Raw genomic sequence first — 25,834 nt, 5'->3', positions numbered from 1 at the left:
TAAGAAAGGGGATTTATGTTATGATGAAGTGGCTACAGAAACTAGGTAAATCTTTAATGCTGCCAGTTGCCGTTTTACCGGTTGCAGGTATCCTGTCTGGTATTGGTTATTGGCTCTGCCCGGCTGTCATGCAGGGCGGCGATATCACGGGTGCAATCCCGATGATTGGTTATTTCCTGACACAGGCAGCCCTTGCCTTGATTGACGGCACGATTATCGCACTCCTGTTTGCAGTTGGCGTTGGCGTTGGTATGTCAGATGACCACGATGGTACAGCCGGTCTGGCCGGTCTGGTATCCTGGCTGATGATTACCCATCTGCTCTCACCAGGCGTTGTGCAGACGCTGGCAGGTATTGCACCGGACAGCATCCAGGGTATGGCTTTCGCTAAGATTCAGAACGCCCTGATTGGTATCATCGCCGGTGTAATCGGTTCAACCTGCTATAATAAGTTCAAGAACACAAGGCTTCCTGACTGGCTGGCATTCTTTTCAGGCAAGCGGTGCGTTGCAATTGTCACGGCCCTGTTTTCCGTTGTTGCGGCTGCAATCCTGTTGTTTGTATGGCCAATCGTATTTGGCGGTCTGACTGCTTTAGGTGAGTCAATTGCCAAAATGGGAGCAATCGGCGCCGGTATCTATGCGTTCCTAAACCGTCTGCTGATTCCGTTCGGCTTACACCATGCATTGAATAACGTTTTCTGGTTTGACACCATTGGCCTTGGCGACCTGTCCCACTTCTGGGCCGGAGATACATCCGCCAACGTAAGTTGGAGCCTGGGCATGTATATGTCAGGATTCTTCCCATGTATGATGTTCGGTGTACCAGGCGCCGCATTAGCCATGATCCACTGTGCAAAGGATAATAAGAAGAAGGTTGCTATCGGCCTTGTTGCTTCCGCAGCCCTCTGTGCCTTTATCTGCGGCGTTACAGAACCTTTTGAATTCGGTTTCATGTTCCTTGCACCTGTACTGTATCTGGTATATGCCGTACTGTACGGCATCTTCACCTACATCACCGTGCTGGTTGGTTTCCGCGCCGGTTTCTCCTTCTCGGCAGGCGCAACGGATCTCCTGTTCTCAGCATCCCTTCCGGCTGCTGCGAAAACCTGGATGATCATCCCGCTGGGAATCGCGGCGTTCATCGTATTCTATGTGGTATTCCGCGTCATGATTACGAAGTTTAACTTAAAGACCCCGGGACGTGAGGATGATGATGAACTTGATGAGACAGTTGTAAAACTTGCCAATAATGACTATACACAGGCAGCAAAAATCATCATGGAAGGTCTTGGCGGCAAAGAGAATGTAACGAGTGTTGATAACTGTATTACCAGACTGAGACTGGAAATCAAGGATTACACCCAGGTGGATGAGAAGAAGATTAAATCTGCCGGTATCGCCGGTGTCATCCGTCCCAGCAAGACCAGTGTGCAGGTCATTGTGGGCACGCAGGTACAGTTTGTTGCAGATGAGTTTAAGAAACTGATGAAGTAATTGGGATGATGTAAGTGTTTAGATTCAAGGAGGACGGCTTTGGCCGTCCTCTTTGTGTTATATGATGCGTGTGACTCCCTGATGCATGATTGCCGGACAGATGGAGTAGTGCAGCATTGTATAAAAATGAATTATGTAATGACTAAATTTGGAAATAGTTGTATCATATTAAGAGAGGGGGGATTGAACTGTGCATTATTTATGATGACAAAGAAAGAAAATTAAAAAAATATACAAATAGCACAAAAAGTAGTTGACAAATAAAACGCAACTAATTATACTACTATTAATAACACCACAGGAGAAATTAAATGAAGGATTTAGCAGCACAACACCAAAATGTACTCAGGTACAATAATAGTAAGGCTGTTATCAGGGTGATACAAACGAATAAGTTCAATCCTATATCAAGGGCGGACATTGCCAAGGTGCTCCAGATGAGTCCGACTTCCATCACAAGGATCATCACCTCGCTGATGGAGCTTAACCTGATTAAACAGGAGGAAGCCTTCTCAAAAGGTGTTGGAAGAAATGGAATTAATATCTGTATCAATAAGGACGCATTTTTGAGCCTGGGATTTGCCATTGACTGTGATTATCTTAAAATCAGTCTCATTGACTGCGAACGCTGTGTGGCAGCGGAAGATATATTACGTCTGGAGACAGAGGACTATGATATTGATAAGCTGATGAGCCAGGGAAAGCACATGTTCTGGCAGCTTTGTAAAAGAGAAGGGATTAATCCGTCGCTGGTTAAATGTATGGGGATTTCCTGCTGCGGACTGGTGGATCATAAAAATGGGGTGTCATGTTTCTCGCCCCAGCTGGGATGGAAGAACCTGGACATCAGGCAGAAGGCAGAGGAGATATTCGGCATGCCGGTATGCGTTGATAATGACATTAAGATGGCTTTGGTGGGCGCTACCTTCCAGTCCACGGAGATGAACCATGCGGATGTTACATACCTGTCCATCGGATCCGGCGTGGGCGTGGCCGTCATGTATGGCGGGAAGATGATCCGCGGAATCAATAATGCGGCAGGAGAAATCGGGCATACCATGTTCTCCCTCAACGGCAGGCTCTGCGCATGCGGCAAGCATGGATGTCTGTCCGCCTATATATCGGAACAGGGCGTGGTAAGGGAATGCAGCAATCAGGGACACCCCATAGGTGAGCTGAAGGAGCTGATGGACGCCTACCATGGGGGGGAGGAGTGGACAGCATCCATCATTGATAATCTGACAAAGGATATGGCCATGGCTTTCTGCAATATGATTTATACCTATAATCCCCAGTATCTGCTGGTAGGAGGCAACATGGTAGTGGATTTCCCTGAACTGTATGAGATGGCAAGGATTAAGTTTTTAGATCTGATTAATGAGGATTTTAATCTGGATATTATAATTAAAAAGAGGGAGTTTAAGAATAATGAGGCTATGGGCGCTGCATTTGTTGCCCAGGAACAGTATATAGACAGGTTGCTTACAACCTGACATGTTTAACAGCATATCTGAATCTGCGGATTGACAGAAACAGATATGCTTTCAATCAAACATATTTATTACACCATTGGAGTAATAAATAAAATAAAGAATATAAAATCCAGGAGGAAAAAGTATGAAGAAATTAACAGCTTTATTATTAACCATGTCCATGGTAGTATCCCTTACCGCCTGTTCCACGGGGGGAACGTCCGGTACAACCGCCGCCTCACCGGCTGGTGATACCCAGGCCACAGAAGCAGCCGCCCAGGCCACAGAGGCGGCCAAGGAGGCCAGCGGCAAGGATGAAGGGTTTACCATAGGAATTGCCTTTGCCAATGAAAATGGTGCCAGATGGCACTATGATGAGAAGTTCATGGTGGAGACCATTGAGGCGGCCGGAGGCAAGGCATTGGTACAGTGGGCCAATTATGACCAGACAAAGCAGGAAAACCAGGTGGACAACCTGATTACCCAGGGGATTGATGCGCTGATACTGATTGCTGTTTCCTCCAATATGTCCGCGACCGTGGAGAAGGTAAAGGAAGAGGGAATCCCGGTTGTCTGCTATGACAATTTTGTTGAGAATGCACCCCTGGATGCATATCTGGACAGGGATAACGTGGAAGCCGGCCGCATCCAGATGAAGGCAGCCATGGAGTCCATGGGCGGAAAAGGCAAGATTGCCATCATCCACGGCGAACCTACCTCCAGTGTGGTTCTGGGCATGAAGAAGGGATATGATGAGGTCCTTGCTTCCTATCCGGACGTGGAAGTGGTGCTGGAACAGTACTGTGAGGGATACAGTGCGGAAAAGGCCCTTAAATATGCAGAAAATGCGCTTTCCGCCAACAACGACGATATTCAGGCAATTGTATGTACGGCAGATGTGCTGACACTTGGCATCCTGCCGGCACTGGAATCAGCCGGCCTGGCCGGGCAGGTATACCTTACCGGCATGGACTGTGAAGTGGCAGCCATGCAGGCAGTCAATAAGGGCTACATCGGGGTGGATATCTGGACCCAGATCGATGTATGTGCATCCGAGGCTGCAAAGGCAGCCATAGCGCTGGTTAAGGGTGAGGAAGTGGATTACGATGAGATGATTGATAATGGCGATTACAAGGTCCCGAAAAAATACGTTCCTATCGTAGGTGTGACAAAAGACAATATTGAGGAATGGGCAACACAGATTGCGCCGGAGGGTTGGATTACAATGGAGCAGATTGAGAGCGGACAGTAAGGGCAGGCGTTGAGACGCGGTTTATCGGGTAGTAACAGCGGGTGTAAAAACGCAGCTTAGTGAGTAATAACAGCAGGCATTGAAATGCAGTTTAGCGAACACGACAGCAGGCGTAAAAACGCGGTTTAATAAGTGGATGGGCTTCCAGGTGGGAAGTCCATTCCGCTGAACGGCTACTACAAAAGGAGCGTAAGGGATATGGAAAAACGGGAACCAATACTTAAGATACATTGCCTGACAAAAGAATTTCCAGGTGTGAAAGCAGTATCGGAAGCTGACCTGGAACTGTTCGGAGGCGAGGTGCATTCCATCGTGGGAGGCAACGGAGCTGGAAAATCAACTCTTATGAAAATGCTGGCGGGCGTATATCCCCATCATACATTTACCGGCACAATTGAACTTGGCGGGGAAGACTGTGAGTTTAAGACCATACTGGATGCCCAGAACAAAGGAATCGTCATGATTCCGCAGGACCTTAATATGCTGGAAGAACTGAGTGTGGCGGAAAATCTCTTTATGAATAAATATCCAGTACATGCTGGTTTTATTGATTATCACAAAATGTATGGGGAATCCCAGAAAATCATCGATGATTTTGGACTGGACTTAGAACCTCAGACAAAGGTAAAGGAAATCGGGATTGCGCAGAAGCAGCTTCTTGTCATAGCAAGGGCAATGTACAACGACGTGAAGGTTCTTCTGTTAGATGAGCCTACGGCCACGCTGTCTGACAAGGAATGTAAAATCCTCTTTGGGAAAATTAAAGAACTGAAAAACAGGGGGATTGCCTGTATCTATATTTCCCACAGACTGGAGGAGGTTAAGGAGATATCCGATATCATAACAGTCATGAGGGACGGCCATATCGTGGGGACGGCCGAGAATGTGGATATGGATGAAAAGAGGATTGTCTCCCTTATGGTGGGGCGCAAGGTGGATGAAGTCTACCCTGCCCATGACAGGACGCCGGGGGAGGTGGTCCTGTCTGTAAAGAATGTGACCATCATGGACCAGAAGGTACCGGATAAGAAGATTGTGGACCATGTGTCCTTTGATCTGCGAAGGGGCGAGATCCTTTCCCTGTATGGTCTGGTGGGGGCGGGCAGAAGTGAGACAGCGCTTGCCATTATCGGGGGATTTAATGGGGAAGTCACATGTGAACAGGAAATAAAAGGAAAAACAGTGTACATAACATCGCCCGGAAAGGCCAACCGGTACAAGATTGGTTATCTGCCTGAGGACAGGAAAAAGCAGGGAGTGGTGGATATAGCCAGTGTCGGACGTAATATCACCATGTCATCCCTGGACCATCTGGCCTGTTATGGAATCCTTAATAAGGACAGGGAGAGGGATGTGATCCGTGATGTCATTGACAGGCTTTCCATAAAGACGCCTTCATCAGAAACATTAATCCGCAACATGAGCGGAGGGAATGCACAGAAATGTGTGCTGGGAAGATGGATTGCCGCGGAATCGGAGATCCTGATCCTGGATGAGGCAACCCAGGGCATTGATGTGGAGGCCAAGACGCAGATTTATCATATCATGGATGAACTTGCAAAGAAGGGAAAGTCGATTTTGTTTATTTCTTCCGACCTGTCGGAGGTTATGGGGATATCGGACCGTATACTGACCATGCGACATGGGAGGGTGGTCAATATAACGGACGGTAAAAAGGCGGATAAGGACCAGATACTGTGGGAGGCCACGGTAGGAAACAAGGAGGAGTAAGATGGATAAGACAAAAAAACATATATTAAAGCGGGCAGGGACCTGTGTGGCAGTGGTGCTGATGTTTTACCTGTTCAACCGGCTGACGAACCAGGCTTTTTTCTCACAGCGTAACCTGACCATGCTGTTAAAGCAGGCCTCTGTACTTATGATACTTACCTCAAGCCTGATGCTTCTGCTCATTGAGACAAACATTGACTTAAGCGGCGGCGCGGGTGTGTATCTGTCCGGCGTTACCTGTGCGCTCCTTGTGGTCAGATGCGGCTGGTCCATATTTCCGGCTATTGCAGTTACCATTGCAGTGGGTATCCTGATGGGGGCTGTCAACGGTTTCTTTATTGGCCGGATTGGCCTCCCTGCTTTTATCGTAACCCTGGCAGCACAGCAGATATTCCGTGGGACGGGTTATGTCCTGACCGACTGTGCTACCATAGGACCCATGCCGAAACAGTTTACGGCAATCAGTGAGAACTTCATCCCCCCGGTCATATCGGTCATGGTCGTGGTTGTCATCTTTGCAGCATTTGCATTTATCAATCTTCGCAATTACCGCAGGATGGGAAAATGGTATGGCACCAAAGGACATCTGGCGGAGAACCTGCTGCTTGGTGCAATGGTTGCAGCGGTTGCCATCTGGGTATTTTATGGATATAAAGGGATTCCCATGGCAGCGGTCATCGCAGGGCTTATTGCATTCATGTCCTATATCATAACCACAAAGACCACCTTCGGAAGGAAGATATTCCTTATCGGCGGCAATAAGGAGGCCTCACGGCTGGCAGGCATCAATATAGAGGATATTGTATTTAAATCATATTTATATGAGGGTCTGATGTATGGCATAGGGGGGATTGTACTGACGGCCCGGCTTGGGGGCGCTGCTTCCACAGGAGGAAACCTTCTGGAACTGGATGCGGTGGCAGCGGCCTGTATAGGCGGCGTCAGCATGAGCGGCGGCGCAGGAAGTATCGTGGGATGTATCTGTGGCGTACTTATACTGACAGCCATAGACAATGTAATGAGCCTTATGAATATTTCTTCTTATCTGCAGATGGTCATTAAGGGAATTATCCTTCTGTTTGCAGTATGTCTGGATTTATATACCAATAAAGCTAAATTTAAATTCAAATTAAAAAAATAATGTAAAAGAGGTAGATGATTATGAAGATTGCAGAGGGTATGTTCTATCATGAAGCCAATTCCTTTAATCCGCAAATGGTACATAAGGATGATTTTGTATATGAAGAAGGGCAGAATGTGATAGACAGGATGTTTGCCACGCAGGTATTTGAGGAGGAGGGTGCCGAGATTGTTCCTCTGGTGTATGTGAATACGCTGCCGAACGGAATCTGCTCCAGGGAAGCATATGACTTTTATTCAGCCAGGATCATAGAACTTCTGGGTCAGGACAAGGATGTGGACGGGGTCATGCTTCATCTGCATGGCAGTCTGGAAGTAGAGGGACTGGGGTCCGGCGAATACGACCTTGTGAAGAGGATCCGCAGTCTCCTGGGAGATGACGTGATTATCGGCCTGGCCCTGGACGCCCATGCCAACAACCATCCCAAGCTGGCATCCCTGGTCAATGTAATCCGCAACTATCGGACGGTTCCCCATACGGACCAGGATGTGACCGAGAAAACCGTGGCGCGGCATATGGTGGACTGCATTAAACATCACAAGAAGACGGTTCCCCAGTACGTAAGGATGCCTTATGCCATCCATCCGGAGAAGGCCACAGCGGCAACCTGGCCCCTGTGCGAGATTTATGATAAGCTGTGGGAAATAGAAAAAATGGAAGAGGTGTCTGTTGCAACACTTGGAATCGGCATGGTGTGGTGCGACTGTGAAACAATGGCCTCCAATATTATAGTCACCCCATCGGAGGAACGTTATACCGAGGCATGTGCAAAGATAGCCCGGGAACTGGCAGACTATGTATACAGCTACAGGGAACTGTTTGAATTTGAACAGGTTCCGATGGACCCCCATGAGGGCGTGAAATTCTCCGTCAAGTATCCGGAAAGCCCTGTATATATATCTGATTCCGGTGATAATACAACAGGCGGCGCCGTAGGGGACCATACCATCCTGCTCAGGGAATTCCTGAAACTTAAGGATTATAATGGAAGGAAGGTTCTGGTGACTTCCATATGGGATGAGAATGCGGTGGCAAAGTGTCTGGAGCACAAGGAGGGGGACAGGATCACCCTTTCAGTGGGACATGATTATGATGAAAATACAAAAGCCGTGGAAGTGACAGGTACCATTAAAAAGATTGGCAGGCTGTTTGGATATATGGGCTGTGAGCACGATGCGGTGGGAAATGCAGTGACCATTTCCACAGAACATATGGACTTCGTGATGATTGACCGTCCAGGTTCCTTTATTTCGGTGGGGCATTTTACGGAGGGGGCCGGACTTGACCTGGATGAATATCAGGTGGTTGTGGTGAAGCAGGGATATCTGTTTGCAGAACTTAGGAAGCTGGCAAAACTGGCAATCCTGGCCCTCACACCGGGAGCCACCCATCAGATAATTGAGAATATGGAATACCACAAAATCATACCCCCTGTCTATCCCCTGCACATTACGCCGGAAGTGACAGGATAAAGGAGATGCGGATGGATCCTAAGGATATTGAAGTAGTATATGGGACAGTGGCCCCGCCAGAAACCAGTGTTGGTCTGGTTCCGGTTGACCTGACAGCGGATACCTGGAACGAACGGCTCCATAAGATATGTTCCCGCATGAAAGAAGAGGGGCTGGATGCACTGGCGGTTTATGGGGACAGGGAGCATGGAGGGAACTTCGCATACCTGACTGGATTTGAACCAAGGTTTGAGGAGGCGGTCCTGGTCCTGAAACAGGATGGACAGGCAGTGCTGATGCTGGGCAATGAAAACAGGAAGATGCGCGCACACAGTGCCATCAGGGCGGATCTGGTCCATGTGCCGTATTTTTCCCTGCCTAACCAGCCCATGGGGAATGATAAGGACATGGCCGGTCTTTTTGCGGATGCCGGCATAGAAGCAGGGATGGCCGTGGGATTGGCTGGTTGGAAAATGTTTACCAGCCAGTTGGAGGACAACAGCCAGCTGTTTGATGTGCCCTGTTTTATTGTGGATGGGATTAAGACAGCGGCAGGCCATGGAACCTTAAAGGCGGCTTCCCATCTGTTCATCCACCCGGGACACGGGGCCAGGACAACGGTGAATGCCAATGAGGCAGCGCATTATGAATTCGGCTCAGCCCTTGCGTCAGACTGTGTGTACCAGGCTATGGACAGGCTGGCTCCCGGCATGACCGAGATGGAGGTGGCCGGATATATGTGCAGCCTTGGCCAACCCGTCAGTGTCACCACGATCTGTGCAACCGGGGAACGGTTTCAGGGGGCAGTGGTATTTCCAAGAAATAAGAAGATAAGGGTCGGGGATAAATTCTCCCTGACCATGGGGCTTCGCGGCGGCCTGTCATCCAGGGCGGCTTATGTGGCGGCTGGAGAGGAGGACATGGAGGACGGGGTAAAGGATTATGTGGATGTAATGGCTAAACCGTATTACAGGGCAGCCGCATGCTGGTATGGGAATATAAAAATCGGAATGACCGGAGGGGAAATGTATGAGCGGATTGATTCCGTGCTTCCAAGAGATGAATTTGCCTGGAGCCTGAATCCCGGTCATCTGACCGCGGACGAGGAATGGATGTCCTCCCCTATCTATTCTGGGTCAGACATACAGTTTAGGAGTGGTATGATGCTTCAGATGGATATCATTCCCGGAAAAGCGGGCTATGGAGGAGCTGGCGCAGAGGACGGCATTGTACTGGCGGATGAGGCCCTGAGGGAGAAAATACAGGCAGACTACCCGGAAACATGGAAACGGTTTGAGAGAAGGCGGCGCTACATGGAGAGGGAATTGGGGATTGCATTAGGACCAGAGGCCCTTCCCATGTCGGATATCGCAGGTTATATGAGGCCTTACCTGTTAAACAGGGGATGCGCTTTTAAAATTGCCGGCAGGCAGGATACCATGATTTAAAATCAAGAAAAATCAGGAGATAAATATGAGACATGATATAATTGAAAAAAAAGTAGAGCCGGAGCTGTGGACCAACCCGGTACCGGTAAATCCGGATGAGATACCCGTTCTCGGAAAAGAAGATTATGAGGGCAGGATGGCCAGGCTCTGGGCAATGCCCCAGGCAGAGGGATATGACACAATCGTGATATATGGGGACAGGGAGCATTTTTCCAATGTGGATTATTTTACCGGGTATGATGCCAGGTGGGAAGAAACCCTGCTGATCCTGCCGCGCCATGGGCGTCCCAGCATATTAGTGGGCAATGAAGGAATCGGATATGTAAAAAAGGTGGCCGTGGATATTGAAGTTGAGTTCTTCCAGACCTTCAGCCTTATGGGGCAGCCAAGTGACAGAAGTCCGCGCCTGAAGGAAATATTGGAGAGAAGGGTGGTATATGATGGCGGTAAGATCGGGGTGATTGGTTTTAAGGCGTACGATGCATCCAACCATACGGTAGGGGGATTCATTACCGATGTGCCCCATTATATGATTGAGACACTTTGTCAGGTAGTGCCAAGGGATAGCCTGGAAAATGCCACACTTCTGATGGCGGACTGCAGGTATGGCCTGAAGCACTGTGTATCAGCAAAGGAAATCGTGATTTTTGAAGCGGCAGGAACCAGGATTTCCAGAGGTGTGCTGAACTGCCTCAGGCATCTGAAGCCAGGGATGAGGGAACTGGAGGCCTCCTCCTTCTGCCAGTTTGATGGAAGTCCGGCCAATATGCATCCCAACATTAATTTTGGGGAAAGGAATGTGGCCCTTGGACTTAACAGCCCCACGGAGTGGGAACAGCTTGAGTACGGGATGCCGGTCGGAGTCGGTTATGGGCTTAGGGGAAGCCTGGTACATAAATGTGGAATGTATCTAAGGGACAGAAATGACCTGCCGGTGGAGAGGTCCGGATATATAGATGGGTTCCTAATCCCCTATTTTGACAATGTGGCTTCCTGGCATGAGATGATGAAGATAGGCACATCCTGCGGGGATATATATGAGATGACGGATAGGGAGTTAGGTCTTGAGAAGTTTGGCTGTACACTGAATCCAGGCCATCTTACCCACACAGATGAATGGACCAACTCGCCTTTTGTCAGAGGAGGACAGGTTAAGGTGGCATCCGGTATGGCATTCCAGTGTGACTATACGGTTACGTGCCACGACCCATTCATGAGCGCCCATGTGGAGGACGGCCTGATAGTCGCAGGGGAAGGACTCAGGAAGGAAGTGGCTGCCCTGTCTGCGGGCTGCTGGGAACGGATTCAGAAAAGAAGGGATTTTATCATCCGGGAACTTGGGATACAGCTTCCGGAGGAGGTGCTGCCCCTTTCTGACCTAAGCTGCGTATGTTTCCCATATATGGCTGACCTGAGTACTGTACTGGCCTGCGGATAAGATCTGCGGGTAATGGGATTTCCATCCGGGGAAAGGGCTTTTGAACATGAAGGAATCCTGAGAATTTTCTTGTCCCCCCACTTAAAATATGATACTCTATAGTACAGAGTAATCAAAGGGGGAATAGCTGGCTATGAAGAAAATGATCCGTAAACGTCTATGTATTGTAATCCTGACTGCCATGCTGTTCTCCCTTTTCATAAATTATTATGTCCAGACGCTGAATGCCAGGAATGATATGTACCGGGATGCCCAGGACAAGTTCTGGCAGGTGGGGCAGATCCTTGACCAGAACGGGAGAGAGGCGGAAAAAGAAAAGGAAAACCTGAAGGAACGGTGTTTTATACGGGCCAAGGCCATTGCCTATATCATCCAGGACCGTCCGGAGGTTGTGGGGAATCAGGAGGAAATCGCAAAGATAACAAAACTGCTCCAGGTCGATGAATTCCATCTGTTTGATCCGGAGGGAAATCTTTACGCCGGTTCGGAACCCAGGTATTTTGGACTGAATTTCAGTTCGGGTGAGCAGATGCAGTTCTTCCTGCCCATGCTGGAGGATTACAGCCTTCAGATGTGCCAGGATATTACCCCTAACACGGCGGAGGGGAAGCTGATGCAGTATGCGGCTGTCTGGAGGGAGGACCATAAGGGGATTGTCCAGGTGGGGCTGGAACCCACCACCGTGCTGGAATCCATGAAAAAAACGGAGTTATCCTATGTTTTTTCCCTGGTGACATCGGAAAAGGATTCCACCATCTATGCCATTGACCCGGAGAGCCATCTTATACTGGGGTCAACGGATGACTCACTGGTGGGAAAGCAGATACAGGACATAGGTATCCGGCCGGAGCAGCTGGGCATTACGGATAAGGTGGCGCGGATGACGGTGAACCAGGAGGAAAGCTACGGGGTCTTTGCCCGGAGGCAGTCGGTCATACTGGGGATTACCATGTCGGAAGCGGCCCTGTACCAGAAGGTGAACCGCAGTACATTCCTGGTGGCCCTGTATCTTACCGGGATATCCCTTATCATGATAGCCTTTATCTCCAATTATATTGACCGTTATGTTGTGGACGGTATTTCCTCCATCCATGATAAACTGGCCAGGATTACCAAGGGAAATCTGGATACAAGGGTGGCGGTGGACAGTACACCGGAATTTAAGCAGCTGAGCAGCCAGATTAACCAGATGGTGGAAAGCCTGCTCGATACAACCAATAAGATATCCCATATCCTGGAAATGACAAAAATCCCCATGGGTGTTTATGAATATAACCGTGATATGAAGCGCGTCATGGCTACCAGCAGGCTGGCGGAAATCCTCATGCTGGGAGAAAAAGAGGCCGGAATGCTATTTTCCGACTATATCCTGTTTGAAGAGAAGCTGGAGCAGATCCGCAGGCATCCGCTGGAACAGGAGGGCGGGGTTTATGAACTGCAGGGGAAGGAAACACGGTTCATCAGGATTGAAGCTTTCGAGAGGGGACATAGCACGCTGGGAATGATTGTGGATGTGACGAACGACATCCTGGAGAAGAGGAAAATCAAACAGGAGAGGGATGTCGACCTTCTCACCGGATTATACAGCAGGCGTGCATTCTACAGTAAGCTTGAGGGGCTGTTTGCTGATCCACACGGACTGGAACACGCCATGATGCTCATGGCGGATGCGGACAACCTGAAGCAGGTAAATGACCGGTACGGACATGAGAACGGAGACCGGTACCTGGCATCCATTGCAGATATATTAAAGTCATGCAGCTGGGATAAAGGTATTGCGGCCAGGCTCAGCGGCGATGAGTTCGCCCTGTTCCTCTATGGAGGCAGTTCCCGGGAAAGCCTGGTTGGATGTGTGGACCGGATGCTTGGGTCCATGAAGGAAAGCCGGGTGGAGCTGGACAGCCATGTCCTTATCCCGGTGCGTTTTTCGGCCGGATATTCCCTCTATCCTGAGGATGGGACAGAGTCAGCAGTCCTGCTGCGCAAGGCGGATGAAGCCATGTATGAGGCGAAGAAGGGACGCGTAAGTGCGGCTGATGACGGCGGCGCGGCTGATGCCTGAATATAAAATTCATAGTGAAAGAGGCGGTTTCGGATCATTCATATCTGAAACCGCCTCTTTTTGCAAATATCTGGGAAAAAGCATGTTTCTTATTGACATAGGGGATATTTTTTGCTAAAATACATTTAGACGTTTAGATAAATATCTAAATGATAACCGCGGATAACCTTGACATGGTTACCATGCGTACCACATACTGCCTATAGCGTACCACATACCGCCTATAGCGTACCACATATAATGGAAGGAGGCCTGTCTTATGTCTTTTGGCGACACGTTTAAAGCCCTTTCAGACCCTACACGCCGTGAAATCCTAGCCCTGTTAAAGCAGGGGAGCATGACAGCCGGGGAGATTGGCGGACATTTTGACACAAGCGGTGCAACGGTTTCCCATCATCTGACCATACTCAGGCAGGCCGGACTGATAGAGGACCGCAAATCAGGCAAATATATCTATTATGAACTGAATACCACTGTGTTTCAGGAAGTGCTCTCCTGGATACAGACATTAATGGAGGCTGACAATCATGAAGAAGACAAATAAAAAACTGACATTCTGGGACATTTTATACTGGATACTGGCTGTTGTGCCATTCCTCATATCACTTATCTTTTACCGCAGGCTGCCGGACCAGGTCCCCACCCATTGGGGAGCAGACAATGTGGTGAACGGATATTCCAGCAGGAACATGGCCGCCTTCGGTATTCCCGCCTTCATGTTTTTCATGGCGGTTCTGGTCAATGTCCTCTACAGGATTGACCCCAAACGGGAGAATATCAGCCGTTCTAAGGAGTTAAAGCAGATAACACGCTGGTTTGTGGTAATCCTTGCCGTACTGGTGCAGGTTATTACCATCCTCTCAGGCATTGGCCTATCTTTTAATGTGGGGACGGTAATCAGCGTACCCATTGCATTCCTTTTTGTGGCCCTGGGCAATTACCTGCCCAAATGCAGACAGAATTATTCCCTGGGCATTAAGCTTCCCTGGACACTGGCAGATGAGGACAATTGGAACAGGACGCACAGGCTGGCCGGATATGTGTGGATGGCAGGGGGCTTCCTGATGATGATACTTGGCTTCTTCAACCTGTCCAAATTGTATTTTACCATATTTCTGACAATGGTCCTGATTCCTTCGGTGTATTCCTATCTGCTATACAGAAAGAAAAACAGCGGTTCATGATGTTTAAGCCCTTGCGGTATCGCGGGGCTTTTTTTGCTGTTTCAGGATTGAATATATGGAATCTTTGAAGTATAATAACAAAATAACGATTCCAAAGGAGGACATCATGGCAGTTTCAAATGTATATTACACCAATATGAGAACCACGTTACAGGAAAATCTCCTGCAGAAGCTGGAGAGACTGGTTAAGAAGGCCGGTATGATGGATATTGATTTCAACAACAAGTATACGGCCATAAAGATTCATTTTGGCGAGCCGGGCAACCTGGCTTATCTTCGGCCTAATTATTCCAAGGTGCTGGTGGACCTGATTAAGGCACAAAACGGCAGGGTATTCCTTACGGACTGCAACACCCTGTATGTGGGCCGCAGGAAGAATGCCCTGGACCATCTGGATGCTGCATATGAGAATGGGTATAATCCTTTTACCACGGGCTGCCACATGATCATTGCGGACGGGCTTAAGGGAACCGATGACGTGCTGGTACCCATTGACGGGGAATATGTTAAGGAAGCCAAAATCGGGCGGGCCATCATGGATGCGGATATTGTCATTTCCCTGAGCCATTTTAAGGGGCATGAGGCAACCGGTTTTGGCGGTGCCTTAAAGAACCTGGGAATGGGCTGCGGTTCCCGCGCAGGAAAGATGGAGATGCACAATGCCGGAAAGCCATATGTACATACGGATATGTGCGTGGGCTGCGGTTCCTGTCAGAAGAACTGTGCCCACAGCGCCATTACCATCACGGACCGCAAGGCTTCCATTGATGTGAAGAAGTGCGTGGGCTGCGGACGCTGTATCGGCGCATGTCCAGTGGATGCCGTGGATACCCTTGGTGATGAGGCCAACGACATCCTGAACTGTAAGATAGCAGAGTACAGCCTGGCTGTCCTCAAGGACAGACCGAACTTCCATGTAAGCCTGGTTGTGGACGTGTCACCATACTGTGACTGTCATGCGGAAAATGACGCCCCCATCGTGCCGAATGTGGGAATGTTTGCTTCCTTTGACCCGGTTGCCCTGGATGTGGCCTGTGCGGATGCCGTGAACCGTCAGCCGGTGCTGCCGGGAAGCCTGCTTTCCGAGAAGGAGCATTGCCATCACGACCATTTTACGGACACCCATCCGGATACGAACTGGAAGAGCTGCATCGACCATGCCGTGAAGCTGGGGCTGGGCAATAAGGAATATAATCTAATCACGATTTAACTTAAGGAGGACATAAAGGGCATGAGCAGGAAACGTTCATTAGACACAATCTGTATCCAGGGAGGCTGGCAGCCGGAAAACGGCGGGCCAAGACAGCTGCCTATTTATCAAAGTACCACATTCAAGTACACAACCAGCGAGCAGATGGGGCGTCTGTTTGACCTGGAGGAGAACGGATATTTCTATACCCGTCTTGCCAACCCCACCAATGATGCGGTTGCAGCCAAAATCTGTGAACTGGAGGGAGGGGCAGGCGCCATGCTGACCTCCTCAGGGCAGGCGGCATCTTTCTATGCCATCCTGAACATATGCCAGGCAGGGGACCATATTGTAAGCTCCTCCACCATATATGGCGGCACCAGCAACCTGTTCACGGTAACATTCCCCAAGATGGGAGTGGAGTGCACCCTGGTGAACCCGGATGCGGACGAGGAGGAACTGAAAAAGGCATTCCGCCCCAATACAAAGGTGGTATTTGCTGAGACAATCGCCAATCCTGCCCTGACCGTGCTGGATATTGAGAAGTTTGCCCGTCTGGCCCACAGCCACGGCGTTCCGCTGGTGGTGGATAATACCTTTGCAACTCCCATTAACTGCCGTCCCATTGAGTGGGGGGCTGATATTGTAATCCACAGCACCACCAAGTACATGGACGGCCATGCCATGACCGTTGGCGGCTGCATCGTGGACAGCGGTAATTTTGACTGGGAGGCCCAGCATGACAAGTATAAAGGTCTGACGGAACCGGATGATTCCTACCACGGCGTTGTATATACAAAGCAGTTTGGCAGGATGGCCTATATCATGAAGGCAACAGCCCAGCTGATGCGCGACCTGGGTTCCATCCAGTCCCCGCAGAACGCATTCCTTATCAATGTGGGGCTGGAGACCCTTCACCTGCGGATGCCCAAGCACTGTGAAAATGCCATGAGGGTGGCGCAGTACCTTCAGGCCAGGGAGGATGTGGCCTGGGTGAATTATCCCGGCCTTCCCGGAGACAGGTATTATGAACTGGCCAGGAAGTATATGCCGGAGGGAACCTGCGGTGTTATTTCCTTTGGCTTAAAGGGCGGCCGCAAGGCTGCGGCTGAGTTTATGGATAAGCTGAAAATGTGTTCCATTGAGACACATGTGGCTGATTCCAGGACAGCTGTCCTCCATCCGGCCAGCCATACCCACAGGCAGCTGAATGATGAGCAGCTGGTGGAAGCAGGGGTGGATCCGTCCATGATCCGCTTCAGCTGCGGGATTGAGGATGCGGCAGATATCATCGAGGATATCAGACAGGCACTGGAGGATTAAGACGGGCCTGTGACATGGCTGGGCACGGCGGGTGCCTTAGAGCGTGTTTGAAAATTCATTCCCGCCGTCTGCCCTAAGGAATCCACCATAGGTACCCCCTTAGGACAAAGCACGCCCCACTTCGCGGTATATTTGGCCCCGATTCAGTCAGCGTAGCCCGCTACGCCTCCATCATCGGGACCAAATCTCCCACAAAGTGGGACGCACAGCCGACGGAAAGCAATTTTCAAACACGCTCTAGCCAGGGGATGCATGTAAACAGAAGTGTACTGATTCCAGCCGTACCGGCAGTGACGTATGCCGGCGGCTGGAATTAGCTTTAGCCCCCCTGTTTTGGTTCCGCGTAAAAGACGCAGTATCCCCTTAATCGGTTCCCGCATCCCATCCTGTCGTTCCGTGTATGTTAATGTCTTACCTGGATCATGGTTCCAGTCTTACCTCTTCTATGGCTTTATCTAAAAAAATGATTCCATCTAAATGTTCTAACTCATGACAAAAGCATTTTGCCATTTCATTTTCTCCCGTAATGATAATCTCTTTACCATTTTCATCCAGCGATTGGATTGTGACTTTTTGCGGACGGATTGTTTTCACAAAGCGGTTTGGGAAACTAAGACATCCTTCAATGCATTCCTGAACGCCGCTATACCCTATGATTTGTGGATTTACTAATTTGAGATGGTAATCACAGTAATCTATCACAACCAGGCGTTTTAAGATTCCGACTTGATTGGCTGCCAATGCAGCCCCGTTTTCAGTATGATGCAGGGTTTCTGCCATATCATCAAGAAGCAGTCTGATTTTATCGTCCACCGTTTTAACTTCCTTACATCTTTTCCTCAGAATCGGATCATTGTCATACCGGATGTTTCTTATCGCCATTGTTATCCCTCCTGCTGCTGTCAGCCCTTGTTTTGCGCGTACTATCCTCAAATAAAAACACTTCCTCGATGGAACAGTTGAACACCTGTGATATATCATAAGCAAGCCATATGGACGGTTCGAATTTTTCTGTTTCTATGGCGTTGATTGCCTGCCTTGATGTACCAACCATCTGGCCTAACTGTTCCTGCGTCAATCCTCTTTCTTCCCGCAGTTCCTTAATTCTGTTTTTCAATGATATGCTCCTTTCTGTAATGTTAACCTTACTCTAGTATAGACATTTATTTTAGTAATGTCAACCTTACATTTTGGACTTAAAAAGAATGGTAATGGATAGCCTGTATGCTGGTTTACGTTTTTTAGATGGTAATATAAGTGCTTGACATTGCGACATTGATGTCGCATAATATAAAGAGACATTGATGTCGCAAAAAAAGAATGAATCATGGATATGTGAGGAAAAAGATGGGAATCAAGGGAGAGAAAACAAAGCAGCTTATATGCCGGGCCGCCTACGGGCTGTTTGCAAAAAAGGGATATAAGGATGTGACGATGCAGGATATCTGTATGGAAACCGGGCTTAGCAGGGGCGGCCTGTACCGTCATTATGAAAGTACGGGACAGATTTTCCAGGAAATCATCACGTATCTTATGGCAAGCCAGGAGGATGAATTTGCAGGAAAGATGCAGGCCAAGGTACCTGCGGCAATGATATTGGAGGAAGTCCTTTGCCGGTATGAAGAAGAGATGATGGACAGCGGCAGTTCCCTGAGCCTTGCCATCTATGAGTTTTTCAGCAATCCCCCGGCGGCAGGATGCAGCCATTCCATCATGCAGCAATACCTTGCTTCTAAAAAGATGTGGGTGGGGCTGATTGAATATGGGATTGGGACTGGGGAATTCAGGGCAGTGGAACCGGAGGCTGTATTTGATGTGATTGTCTTTTCATACCAGGGGGTAAGGATGTACAGCAGACTGATGCCGGTTGACAGGGCAATCCCCCGGAGGATTACAGGGCAGATTAAGGAAATGCTGATTGGGGCACATGGGAAGAAGGAGGAAATATAAGATGAAAACCGTATTTTACAGAAACAGTGCACAACCGGATGGGCTTGGGGATTCACGGGCAATGATCCATCCATCCGATTTAATAAAGCCGGTTCCCGGTTTCCCGGAGACGTGTGTGTCTACATTTTCCAGGACAATCATCCAGCGTTATGCGGCAATGGAGCAGACGGAGGCCATAGCAGTATTATATACCGCCAATGGGGCCAACCCGGTGTATAGGATTACATATGGGGGCAGGGAGTTTGGGCTTTATCTTTCGCTGGTAGGTGCGCCTGCCTGTGTCTGCGGCCTGGAGGAGGTAATCGCAATGGGAGCCAGGAAATTCGTGTTTTTTGGCTCCTGCGGCATCCTTAATGAGGAGAAGGTTGGAAAAAGCCTGATTGTTCCCACCGGAGCCGTGAGGGACGAGGGCACCAGCTACCACTATCTTCCTCCCAGCGCGGAGATTGAGGCGGATGAAGGGACGACCGCGCTGTTAAAGGACTGCCTGATGAGGTGCGGCTGCCCTGTTGTGTTGGGAAAGATGTGGACCAATGATGCCATATACAGGGAGACGCAGGACCTTGTGAGGGAACGCAGGGAGGCAGGCTGCATCGGTACTGATATGGAGTATTCCGCGCTTCTGGCTGCCGCCCGTTTCAGGGGGGTCAGATTTGCACAGTTTTTCTATGGCGCCGACTGCCTGGATAACGATGTATGGCAGCCCCGGGACCTGACGGATTACGGATTGGAAAGCGCGGATAAGTATATGGCTTTGGCCCTTGAGGCTGCTTTGCGGCTGTAAGGGGGCCTGGGCCGTACAGCTGACGGAAAGCAATTTTCAAACACACCCTGGGCCATAACCTGTAGGGAAATATTAGGAAAAACGTAAAGTATCCTTTTTCCTGCCGTGGTAGAATGAAGATAAGAATATGAAAACGGAGGGGAATCATGACCGGAATCTATGCGCTGGCACATATGGCAGTGGATTTATCCTGCGCCTTCCTGATGTACGCCTTTGTGGCGGGAGGGGAACACTGGTATATCTGGCTGCTGGCCTACAATTTCTGTGCATTTGCCTTGCAGATGCCCATCGGGGCCTGGGCTGACCGGCTGGACCGGAACAGCCTGGTTGCCGCAGGCGGCTGCGGGGGCGTGCTCTGCGGCCTGGTCATGGCCATGGCCGGGATGCCTGCCATGGCATGTGTCATTGCAGGAGCCGGAAATGCATGTTTCCATGTGGGAGGCGGCATCGATGTGCTGAACCGCAGCGGGGACAGGGCGGCATTGCTGGGAGTATTCGTGGCCCCGGGGGCACTGGGGATTGCACTGGGAAGCAGCATTGGCAGGGGAGGAAACGGGCTTACGGGCAGAACCATGTGGGTGGGCATTGTCCTGGCATTGGCGCTGGCTGTGTCTGCCGCGGCCATCCATGCCATGGCAGGAAGGCAGGGGATATGGAGGCGGTCGGGCAATGGGCCGGTTTCCTATGGGAATCTGACCTTTCCCCGGCTGGCGGCAGTGATATGCTTCCTGGGAGTGGTCATACTGCGTTCTTATTCCGGAATGGTACAGGACTTCCCATGGAAGGAGGAGCTGGCCGGAAGCACCTGGTTCCTGGTCTGTGCGGTGGTCCTGGGTAAAATGGCAGGCGGGTTCCTTGCAGACCGCATTGGGGTGGCGCAGGCCGCGCAGCGTTCCATGTGCGCGGCAGCGGCCGGATTCATCTGCCTGATGTATCCCTTGACGGGAATCCTTGGGGTATTCTGCTGGAATATGTCCATGCCCCTTACCCTGTGGGCGGTTTCCAGGATGTTCCCAGGCGCAAAGGGGTTTGGGTTCGGTCTCCTGACCTTTGGGCTGTTTCTGGGATTCTGCCCCGTATATCTGGCGGGAGCCGGAATACGGACCGGAGGAGCTGCTGAGGCGGCTGCCTCCCCGGTTGGTATGGCTGTGATGGCCATCCTGTCCATGGTGCTTTTGACATGGGGGATAAGGCAGGTGAGGGAATGATGGGAGCCTGGATGATTCCGGCACTGGCAGTGTCCCTGGGGCTTACCGTTGTGCTGGAAGGGACGTTTGGCTGGATGCTGGGAGTCAGGAACAGATGGGATATGGCGCTGGTTGGACTTGTGAATGTCCTGACGAACCCGGCGGTGGTGTTTTTATATCATGTAAATATAATATATGCGGGCTGGAACCGGATTCTGGTCACGGTACTCCTGGAGATGGCGGCGGTTGCGGCGGAAGGCCTGTGCTATCGGGCAGCCGGACGCGGCATAAGGCATCCATGGCTGTTCTCGGCCGGGGCCAACCTGTTTTCTTTTATGATGGGAACCATACTGGCCATGCTGATATAAGATGACTTGACTAAATTAGGGAGGTATATTGTGATGGATGGAAAAAGAAGGAAAGGAATGATGCGGGCTGTAATTTTTGGGAGAACTGCCATACGCGCGGCTATCCTGGCATTCTGCCTGTGCGGGATGTACGCCGCAACTGCATGGGCGGATGTGATCTGGACGCCGGAGGATTCATTTTATGAAAAGAATTACAATGCCTGTGATTATGTGGGACGCCGGTATTATGCCAATGGTCCTAAGGGATACGTGTCTGTGGTGAAGGAGCCTGGAAGCCGGAACGTGCTGGACTACATTTCCAATGGGGAAATATTCTATGTGTCCATGTCTTATGGCAGGGGTATCACGGATACCTGGGGACTGGTCCAATATAAGATGGACGGAGACGGCCGGCCTGTGGAGGACTACAGCTGGGGTGATGACGCCACGGTCGGCTGGATTGATATGGACAGCCTTGTGGCGGTTTACGATGGACTGAGCTTTGCAGAGGAACATCAGGCTGGGATTAAAAAAACAGGTGAAGAGGATATGCCTCAGGTGTCCATTCCGGATAATGGTGTGATTTATCTCTGGGAGTATCCCGGCTCCGGGGAATGGTACGGCAAGGTGGATTCCCTGGAAGGGAAGATGGAATTTGATAAGACATATGAGGATGAGGACGGAAATCTGTGGGGACACTCCGCCTATTATTACGGATATAAGGACTTCTGGGTGAATATCAGCAATCCCGGGGAGGAACATCCCAAAGCAATGGGGATACAACCCCCAAAGCTGGTTCCGGCCATGAACCGGTCTGACCTGGCCGGGCTTCCCAGGACAGGACAGGATAAGGTACCGCTGCCTGCGGTTGTGGGAGGGATGATTGTGCTTGTCATCGTGGTGACAGGCGCAGTGATTTACAGTATGTCGGTCAAGCAGGGCAGTAAGGATCATTGATAAAACAGTATGTCGGTCAAACAGGGCAGTAAGGACCATTGATAAAACAGTATGTCGGTCAAACAGGACAGTAAGGGCCATTGATAATACAGATGGGGAAGGCTGCAGGAAAGGAGGAAGGCCATGAGGCAGGATATTGGATATATGTTTGAAAACAGGTGCAGATTGAGATATGGATGGGCATGTCCCCGGCATACGGACAGCAATCAGCATGGATGGAGGAGGTTCCTTGTGGCTGGAATCATACTGCTGGCAGTGTTTTTAGGCGGCTGCGGACAAGGGACGGATATGGGGAATGCCCGGGGAGGCAGTCCTTCCGGACAGATGGCCGGGACTGCATCTGAAGAGGGTATGGTTTCAGGTACGGAGAACAAGGAAGGCCAGGCCCAAGCTGATGAAGGCCATGCTAAAGCCGGTGAAGGCCAGCCGGAAGCAGATGGGGCGGATTCTTTGGAACCAATGCATGTAAGCGGAGTCCAGTTTGTAGAGGGACATGGTATCTGCGCGCCTGGAAAGCCTCCTGTTTATTATGCGGAGCCGGGACAGCAGCCCATAAGCACGCAGGGAGCCAAGGCATGGCTTGAGTCCGTGACCTACCAGGATGGTAAATGGTATTACCGTGTGAAGGTGGAGGATTATTCAGTCACGGTCATACCGGATGATGAGGTAAAGGTACTTCTTAAAGAGGAAGATGAGAACCGTAAGCTTCAGGAAGAGGGCAGACCGGTAAAATGGAAGAAGCCTTATTTTGTCCTGGATTATGAGGGCGGGGTGTACGGCAGGAGCGGATTCCTGGACCGGACCGGGCTGGGGCATGGCTTCTATGACCGGACAACGGAATCCATGACAGACTATATTGAAGGCGCCGGAATCCCGGGAGGCAGGATCACGGCCACCAAACGCACCGGTTCCATTGTATACGGGACTTATGGGACAGAAGGATACATAACCATGTACTGGGATTATTTCACGGAAAATCAAGTCCTTGATACGTTGACTCCTGAGGGGACGTATGAACTTCATGTACCGGGATTTGAGCAGACATTATCTTTCGCGTTCGTGAAAGCCAGGGAGTATCCGGCGGTAGAAGATATACCGGGGATTGTATTCCAGGAAGGGATGGGAATCCTGGCAAAAGGGCAATGGGCGGACGATGGCCTGGACATAACCTATTATACGTACCCGGAACAAGGTTATATCATGTATCCCGTTATTTCGGGACTCAGTTATGAGAATGGGGACATGGAAGGAAAAGGACGGCTGAGGGACAGTGGACACAGCGCCAATGACTCATGGGATTACATAAGCGGGATACCTGAGGGAAAGCAGGGGCAGACTGTTTCCTACGACCTGGCGCCATCGGCCAGGGGTGGAAGGATATGGCTTGGGTTTGACTCTGTCAATATGATTTATACCGGGGAGCCGGAGCGCCTGTCAGTTCCCATAAGGGACGGGGGTTCAGATATGGATGCCGTGATTGAGCTGGGAGGATGTACGGTGAAATTTACCAGCGCCAGGAAGTCGGAGGAGCCGGTCCTTGGGAATGTCTGGGGAGCAGATGAGGAAGGGCCTTTTGTGTTCGTGGGGGCGGAGGTAAGGATGAAGGACAGTTCCAGGAAGTTTATAAGGCTTAACATGCACAGGGCGGTAGAAAACCCGGCGTCATACCCAGGCTCCGTAATGGCAAGGCCGGTTTATGAAGGGGCTGGAACGGACGGGGGAAATACGGGAAGCGCAGGGCTTAAGGGTTATGAAGTGAGCTGCCGTGAAGGAGAGTCCATGGTGGAACTGGAGATAAGCGGGGCGATGTATGACTGGAAACAGGAATACCTGGTTCCGGTCCAGATAGAAGAACCATGATGGATGGAAGCGGTATGACCTGCACAAGTGGAAAGTCTGGGGGATATTCCCCAGGCTTTTTCTGTCCGGCAGATGCATTTTGATTTTTTAAATAATATCCTTGACAAAGATAACTGTATCATGTATAGTTACAGTAAGAACTGTAACAAATACGATTACACTATAAAGGAGAAAAAGAATGATGGAGAGAATGAATCAGTATGATGCAGTTATAATAGGATTTGGCAAAGGCGGCAAGACCATGGCAGGAGCCCTTGGGGCGGCAGGCAGGAAGGTTGCGCTGATTGAACGTTCTTCCATGATGTACGGCGGCACATGTATTAACGTGGGATGTATTCCTACCAAGTCACTGGTATATCGCGCCGGCCTTGCCCTGGCAAGAGGAGGGGATTTTAAAGATAAGGCAGATGCATACAGGGAAGCCATGGCGCAGAAGGACAGCCTGACAGCAAAGCTTAGGCAAAAGAATTATGACAAGCTGGACAGCAATCCGAATATCACGGTCCTGGATGGCACAGCCGGTTTTGTATCACCCCATGTGGTGGAGGTGGTGAACGGCGGGGAACGGTATGAGGTAGAAGGGAAGATGATTTTCATCAATACCGGTTCCAGCGCCTTTGTACCGCCCATTGAAGGCCTGAAGGATAACCCTTATGTCTATACGAGTGAAGGGCTTCTAAGCCGCAGGGAACTGCCTGAAAAACTGGTTATCATAGGCGGCGGATATATTGGAGTAGAATTTTCCTCCATTTATGCAAGTTTTGGCTCCGAAGTGACCATACTTCAGGATGGGGATATTTTCCTGCCAAGGGAAGATGCTGAGATTGCAGGGGAAGTGAAAAAGTCACTGGAGGCAAGAGGTATCCGTGTACTGACCGGAGTCAGGACAAAGGCCGTGCGCCAGGGCGGAGGAAAGGCAATCGTGGACCTGGAGGGCAGGGACGGCCTGGTGGAACTGGAAGCGGACGCAGTGCTGGTGGCCACAGGGCGCAGGCCAAACACAAAGGACCTGAATCTCAAAGCCGCGGGCGTTGAGGTCAATGCCAGGGGCGGCATCATTACCGATGATTCACTTAGGACCACGGCGCCTCATATATACGCGATGGGCGATGTGAGGGGCGGACTCCAGTTTACATACATTTCCCTGGATGATTTCAGGATTGTGAAATCCAGTGTCCTGGGAGATGGAAGCTACGATTTGAAGAAGAGGGGCGCGGTGCCCTACAGTGTGTTCCTGGATCCTCCATTTTCAAGGGTGGGCATGAGTGAGAAGGAGGCATTGGAAGCAGGGTACAAGGTAAAGGTGGCAAAGCTGGCAGCGGCGGCCATCCCCAAGGCCCAGGTCCTGGAACAGCCGGCCGGACTTTTAAAGGCAGTGATTGATGAGGAGACAGGATTGATCCTGGGGGCCCATCTGTTCTGTGAAGAGTCCTATGAGCTTATCAATATGATTAAGCTGGCCATGGATGCAAAGGTACCCTACACCGTCCTGCGGGATACCATCTATACACATCCGACCATGAGCGAGGCATTCAACGATTTATTTGCAGTTTAACATTCAT

General features: G+C 50.3%; 22 protein-coding genes and 2 pseudogenes. 21 read left to right on the top strand and 3 right to left on the bottom strand.

Going from position 1 to position 25,834, the window contains the following annotated elements:
* The first annotated feature begins 20 nt into the window (after window positions 1-20).
* From MCJ35_RS11370 to MCJ35_RS32035, 14 genes and pseudogenes are all read left to right on the top strand, one after another.
* Window positions 21-1,496: a PTS transporter subunit EIIC gene (locus tag MCJ35_RS11370; protein ID WP_331472258.1), complete on the top strand. Its 1,476-nt coding sequence runs from the start codon at window positions 21-23 to the stop codon at window positions 1,494-1,496.
* A gap of 311 nt (window positions 1,497-1,807) precedes the next feature.
* Complete coding sequence (locus tag MCJ35_RS11365) at window positions 1,808-2,989, top strand: ROK family transcriptional regulator (protein WP_240299485.1); 1,182 nt, start codon at window positions 1,808-1,810, stop codon at window positions 2,987-2,989.
* A gap of 124 nt (window positions 2,990-3,113) precedes the next feature.
* Window positions 3,114-4,220 (top strand): substrate-binding domain-containing protein, encoded by a 1,107-nt coding sequence (locus MCJ35_RS11360; RefSeq protein WP_025487075.1) that lies wholly within the window; start codon window positions 3,114-3,116, stop codon window positions 4,218-4,220.
* A gap of 198 nt (window positions 4,221-4,418) precedes the next feature.
* On the top strand, window positions 4,419-5,951 hold the full coding sequence (locus MCJ35_RS11355) for a sugar ABC transporter ATP-binding protein (protein WP_034578385.1): 1,533 nt from the start codon (window positions 4,419-4,421) through the stop codon (window positions 5,949-5,951).
* Between the two features lies 1 nt (window position 5,952).
* The gene (locus MCJ35_RS11350) at window positions 5,953-7,092 is read left to right on the top strand and encodes a sugar ABC transporter permease (protein WP_025487077.1); all 1,140 of its coding nucleotides are present in this window, start codon (window positions 5,953-5,955) and stop codon (window positions 7,090-7,092) included.
* A gap of 20 nt (window positions 7,093-7,112) precedes the next feature.
* Complete coding sequence (locus MCJ35_RS11345; RefSeq protein WP_025487078.1) at window positions 7,113-8,564, top strand: M81 family metallopeptidase; 1,452 nt, start codon at window positions 7,113-7,115, stop codon at window positions 8,562-8,564.
* A gap of 11 nt (window positions 8,565-8,575) precedes the next feature.
* Window positions 8,576-9,991, top strand: coding sequence for a M24 family metallopeptidase (locus tag MCJ35_RS11340; protein WP_034578381.1), 1,416 nt, complete (start codon window positions 8,576-8,578; stop codon window positions 9,989-9,991).
* 25 nt (window positions 9,992-10,016) lie between these two features.
* The gene (locus MCJ35_RS11335; RefSeq protein WP_240299484.1) at window positions 10,017-11,429 is read left to right on the top strand and encodes a hypothetical protein; all 1,413 of its coding nucleotides are present in this window, start codon (window positions 10,017-10,019) and stop codon (window positions 11,427-11,429) included.
* A 133-nt stretch (window positions 11,430-11,562) separates the two neighbouring features.
* Window positions 11,563-13,491 (top strand): sensor domain-containing diguanylate cyclase, encoded by a 1,929-nt coding sequence (locus MCJ35_RS11330; protein ID WP_025487081.1) that lies wholly within the window; start codon window positions 11,563-11,565, stop codon window positions 13,489-13,491.
* 259 nt (window positions 13,492-13,750) lie between these two features.
* Entirely contained in the window at window positions 13,751-14,035 is a 285-nt protein-coding gene (locus tag MCJ35_RS11325) for an autorepressor SdpR family transcription factor (RefSeq protein ID WP_008716531.1), read from the top strand.
* Window positions 14,019-14,675: an SdpI family protein gene (locus MCJ35_RS11320; RefSeq protein ID WP_025487082.1), complete on the top strand. Its 657-nt coding sequence runs from the start codon at window positions 14,019-14,021 to the stop codon at window positions 14,673-14,675. Before MCJ35_RS11325 ends, MCJ35_RS11320 begins: the two co-directional genes overlap by 17 nt.
* Before the next feature lie 106 nt (window positions 14,676-14,781).
* Entirely contained in the window at window positions 14,782-15,885 is a 1,104-nt protein-coding gene (locus MCJ35_RS11315) for a DUF362 domain-containing protein (RefSeq protein WP_008716526.1), read from the top strand.
* A 21-nt stretch (window positions 15,886-15,906) separates the two neighbouring features.
* Complete coding sequence (locus MCJ35_RS11310; RefSeq protein WP_008716524.1) at window positions 15,907-17,187, top strand: O-acetylhomoserine aminocarboxypropyltransferase/cysteine synthase family protein; 1,281 nt, start codon at window positions 15,907-15,909, stop codon at window positions 17,185-17,187.
* An 80-nt stretch (window positions 17,188-17,267) separates the two neighbouring features.
* Window positions 17,268-17,420 (top strand): annotated as a pseudogene (locus tag MCJ35_RS32035) (DUF6783 domain-containing protein); the annotation flags it as partial.
* Here MCJ35_RS32035 and MCJ35_RS32545 read toward each other — a convergent pair.
* The 3 genes and pseudogenes from MCJ35_RS32545 to MCJ35_RS11300 form a co-directional block, all read right to left on the bottom strand.
* Window positions 17,373-17,567, bottom strand: a pseudogene (locus tag MCJ35_RS32545) (hypothetical protein); the annotation flags it as partial. The pseudogenes MCJ35_RS32035 and MCJ35_RS32545 overlap by 48 nt on opposite strands.
* 40 nt (window positions 17,568-17,607) lie before the next feature.
* Window positions 17,608-18,069, bottom strand: coding sequence for a peptide deformylase (def, locus tag MCJ35_RS11305; RefSeq protein WP_008716522.1), 462 nt, complete (start codon window positions 18,067-18,069; stop codon window positions 17,608-17,610).
* Window positions 18,044-18,304 carry a helix-turn-helix transcriptional regulator gene (locus tag MCJ35_RS11300; RefSeq protein WP_008716520.1) on the bottom strand — a complete coding sequence of 87 codons (261 nt, stop codon included), beginning with the start codon at window positions 18,302-18,304 and terminating at the stop codon, window positions 18,044-18,046. The genes def and MCJ35_RS11300 overlap by 26 nt, the downstream gene beginning before the upstream one ends.
* A gap of 230 nt (window positions 18,305-18,534) precedes the next feature.
* Here MCJ35_RS11300 and MCJ35_RS11295 point away from each other — a divergent pair, with 230 nt between their 5' ends.
* The 7 genes from MCJ35_RS11295 to MCJ35_RS11265 all read left to right on the top strand — a co-directional run bounded on the left by MCJ35_RS11295 (window position 18,535) and on the right by MCJ35_RS11265 (window position 25,827).
* Complete coding sequence (locus tag MCJ35_RS11295; protein ID WP_025487083.1) at window positions 18,535-19,137, top strand: TetR/AcrR family transcriptional regulator; 603 nt, start codon at window positions 18,535-18,537, stop codon at window positions 19,135-19,137.
* Between the two features lies 1 nt (window position 19,138).
* Entirely contained in the window at window positions 19,139-19,921 is a 783-nt protein-coding gene (locus MCJ35_RS11290) for a nucleoside phosphorylase (RefSeq protein ID WP_025487084.1), read from the top strand.
* Window positions 19,922-20,067: 146 nt separating this feature from the next.
* Entirely contained in the window at window positions 20,068-21,129 is a 1,062-nt protein-coding gene (locus tag MCJ35_RS11285; RefSeq protein WP_240299483.1) for an MFS transporter, read from the top strand.
* On the top strand, window positions 21,102-21,476 hold the full coding sequence (locus MCJ35_RS11280; RefSeq protein ID WP_081739281.1) for a hypothetical protein: 375 nt from the start codon (window positions 21,102-21,104) through the stop codon (window positions 21,474-21,476). Before MCJ35_RS11285 ends, MCJ35_RS11280 begins: the two co-directional genes overlap by 28 nt.
* A gap of 33 nt (window positions 21,477-21,509) precedes the next feature.
* Window positions 21,510-22,412 carry a hypothetical protein gene (locus tag MCJ35_RS11275; RefSeq protein ID WP_025487086.1) on the top strand — a complete coding sequence of 301 codons (903 nt, stop codon included), beginning with the start codon at window positions 21,510-21,512 and terminating at the stop codon, window positions 22,410-22,412.
* Window positions 22,413-22,535: 123 nt separating this feature from the next.
* Complete coding sequence (locus tag MCJ35_RS11270) at window positions 22,536-24,272, top strand: hypothetical protein (protein WP_025487087.1); 1,737 nt, start codon at window positions 22,536-22,538, stop codon at window positions 24,270-24,272.
* 178 nt (window positions 24,273-24,450) lie between these two features.
* A complete protein-coding gene (locus MCJ35_RS11265; RefSeq protein ID WP_025487088.1) occupies window positions 24,451-25,827 on the top strand; it encodes an FAD-dependent oxidoreductase in 1,377 nt (458 codons plus the stop codon).
* Window positions 25,828-25,834 lie beyond the last annotated feature (7 nt).

It is taken from the genome of Enterocloster sp. OA13, assembly GCF_022440595.1.
In the GTDB taxonomy this organism is placed as follows: domain Bacteria; phylum Bacillota; class Clostridia; order Lachnospirales; family Lachnospiraceae; genus Enterocloster; species Enterocloster hominis.
Note: the sequence above shows the minus strand (reverse complement) of the source record. Positions and strands in the feature narration are given on the sequence as shown.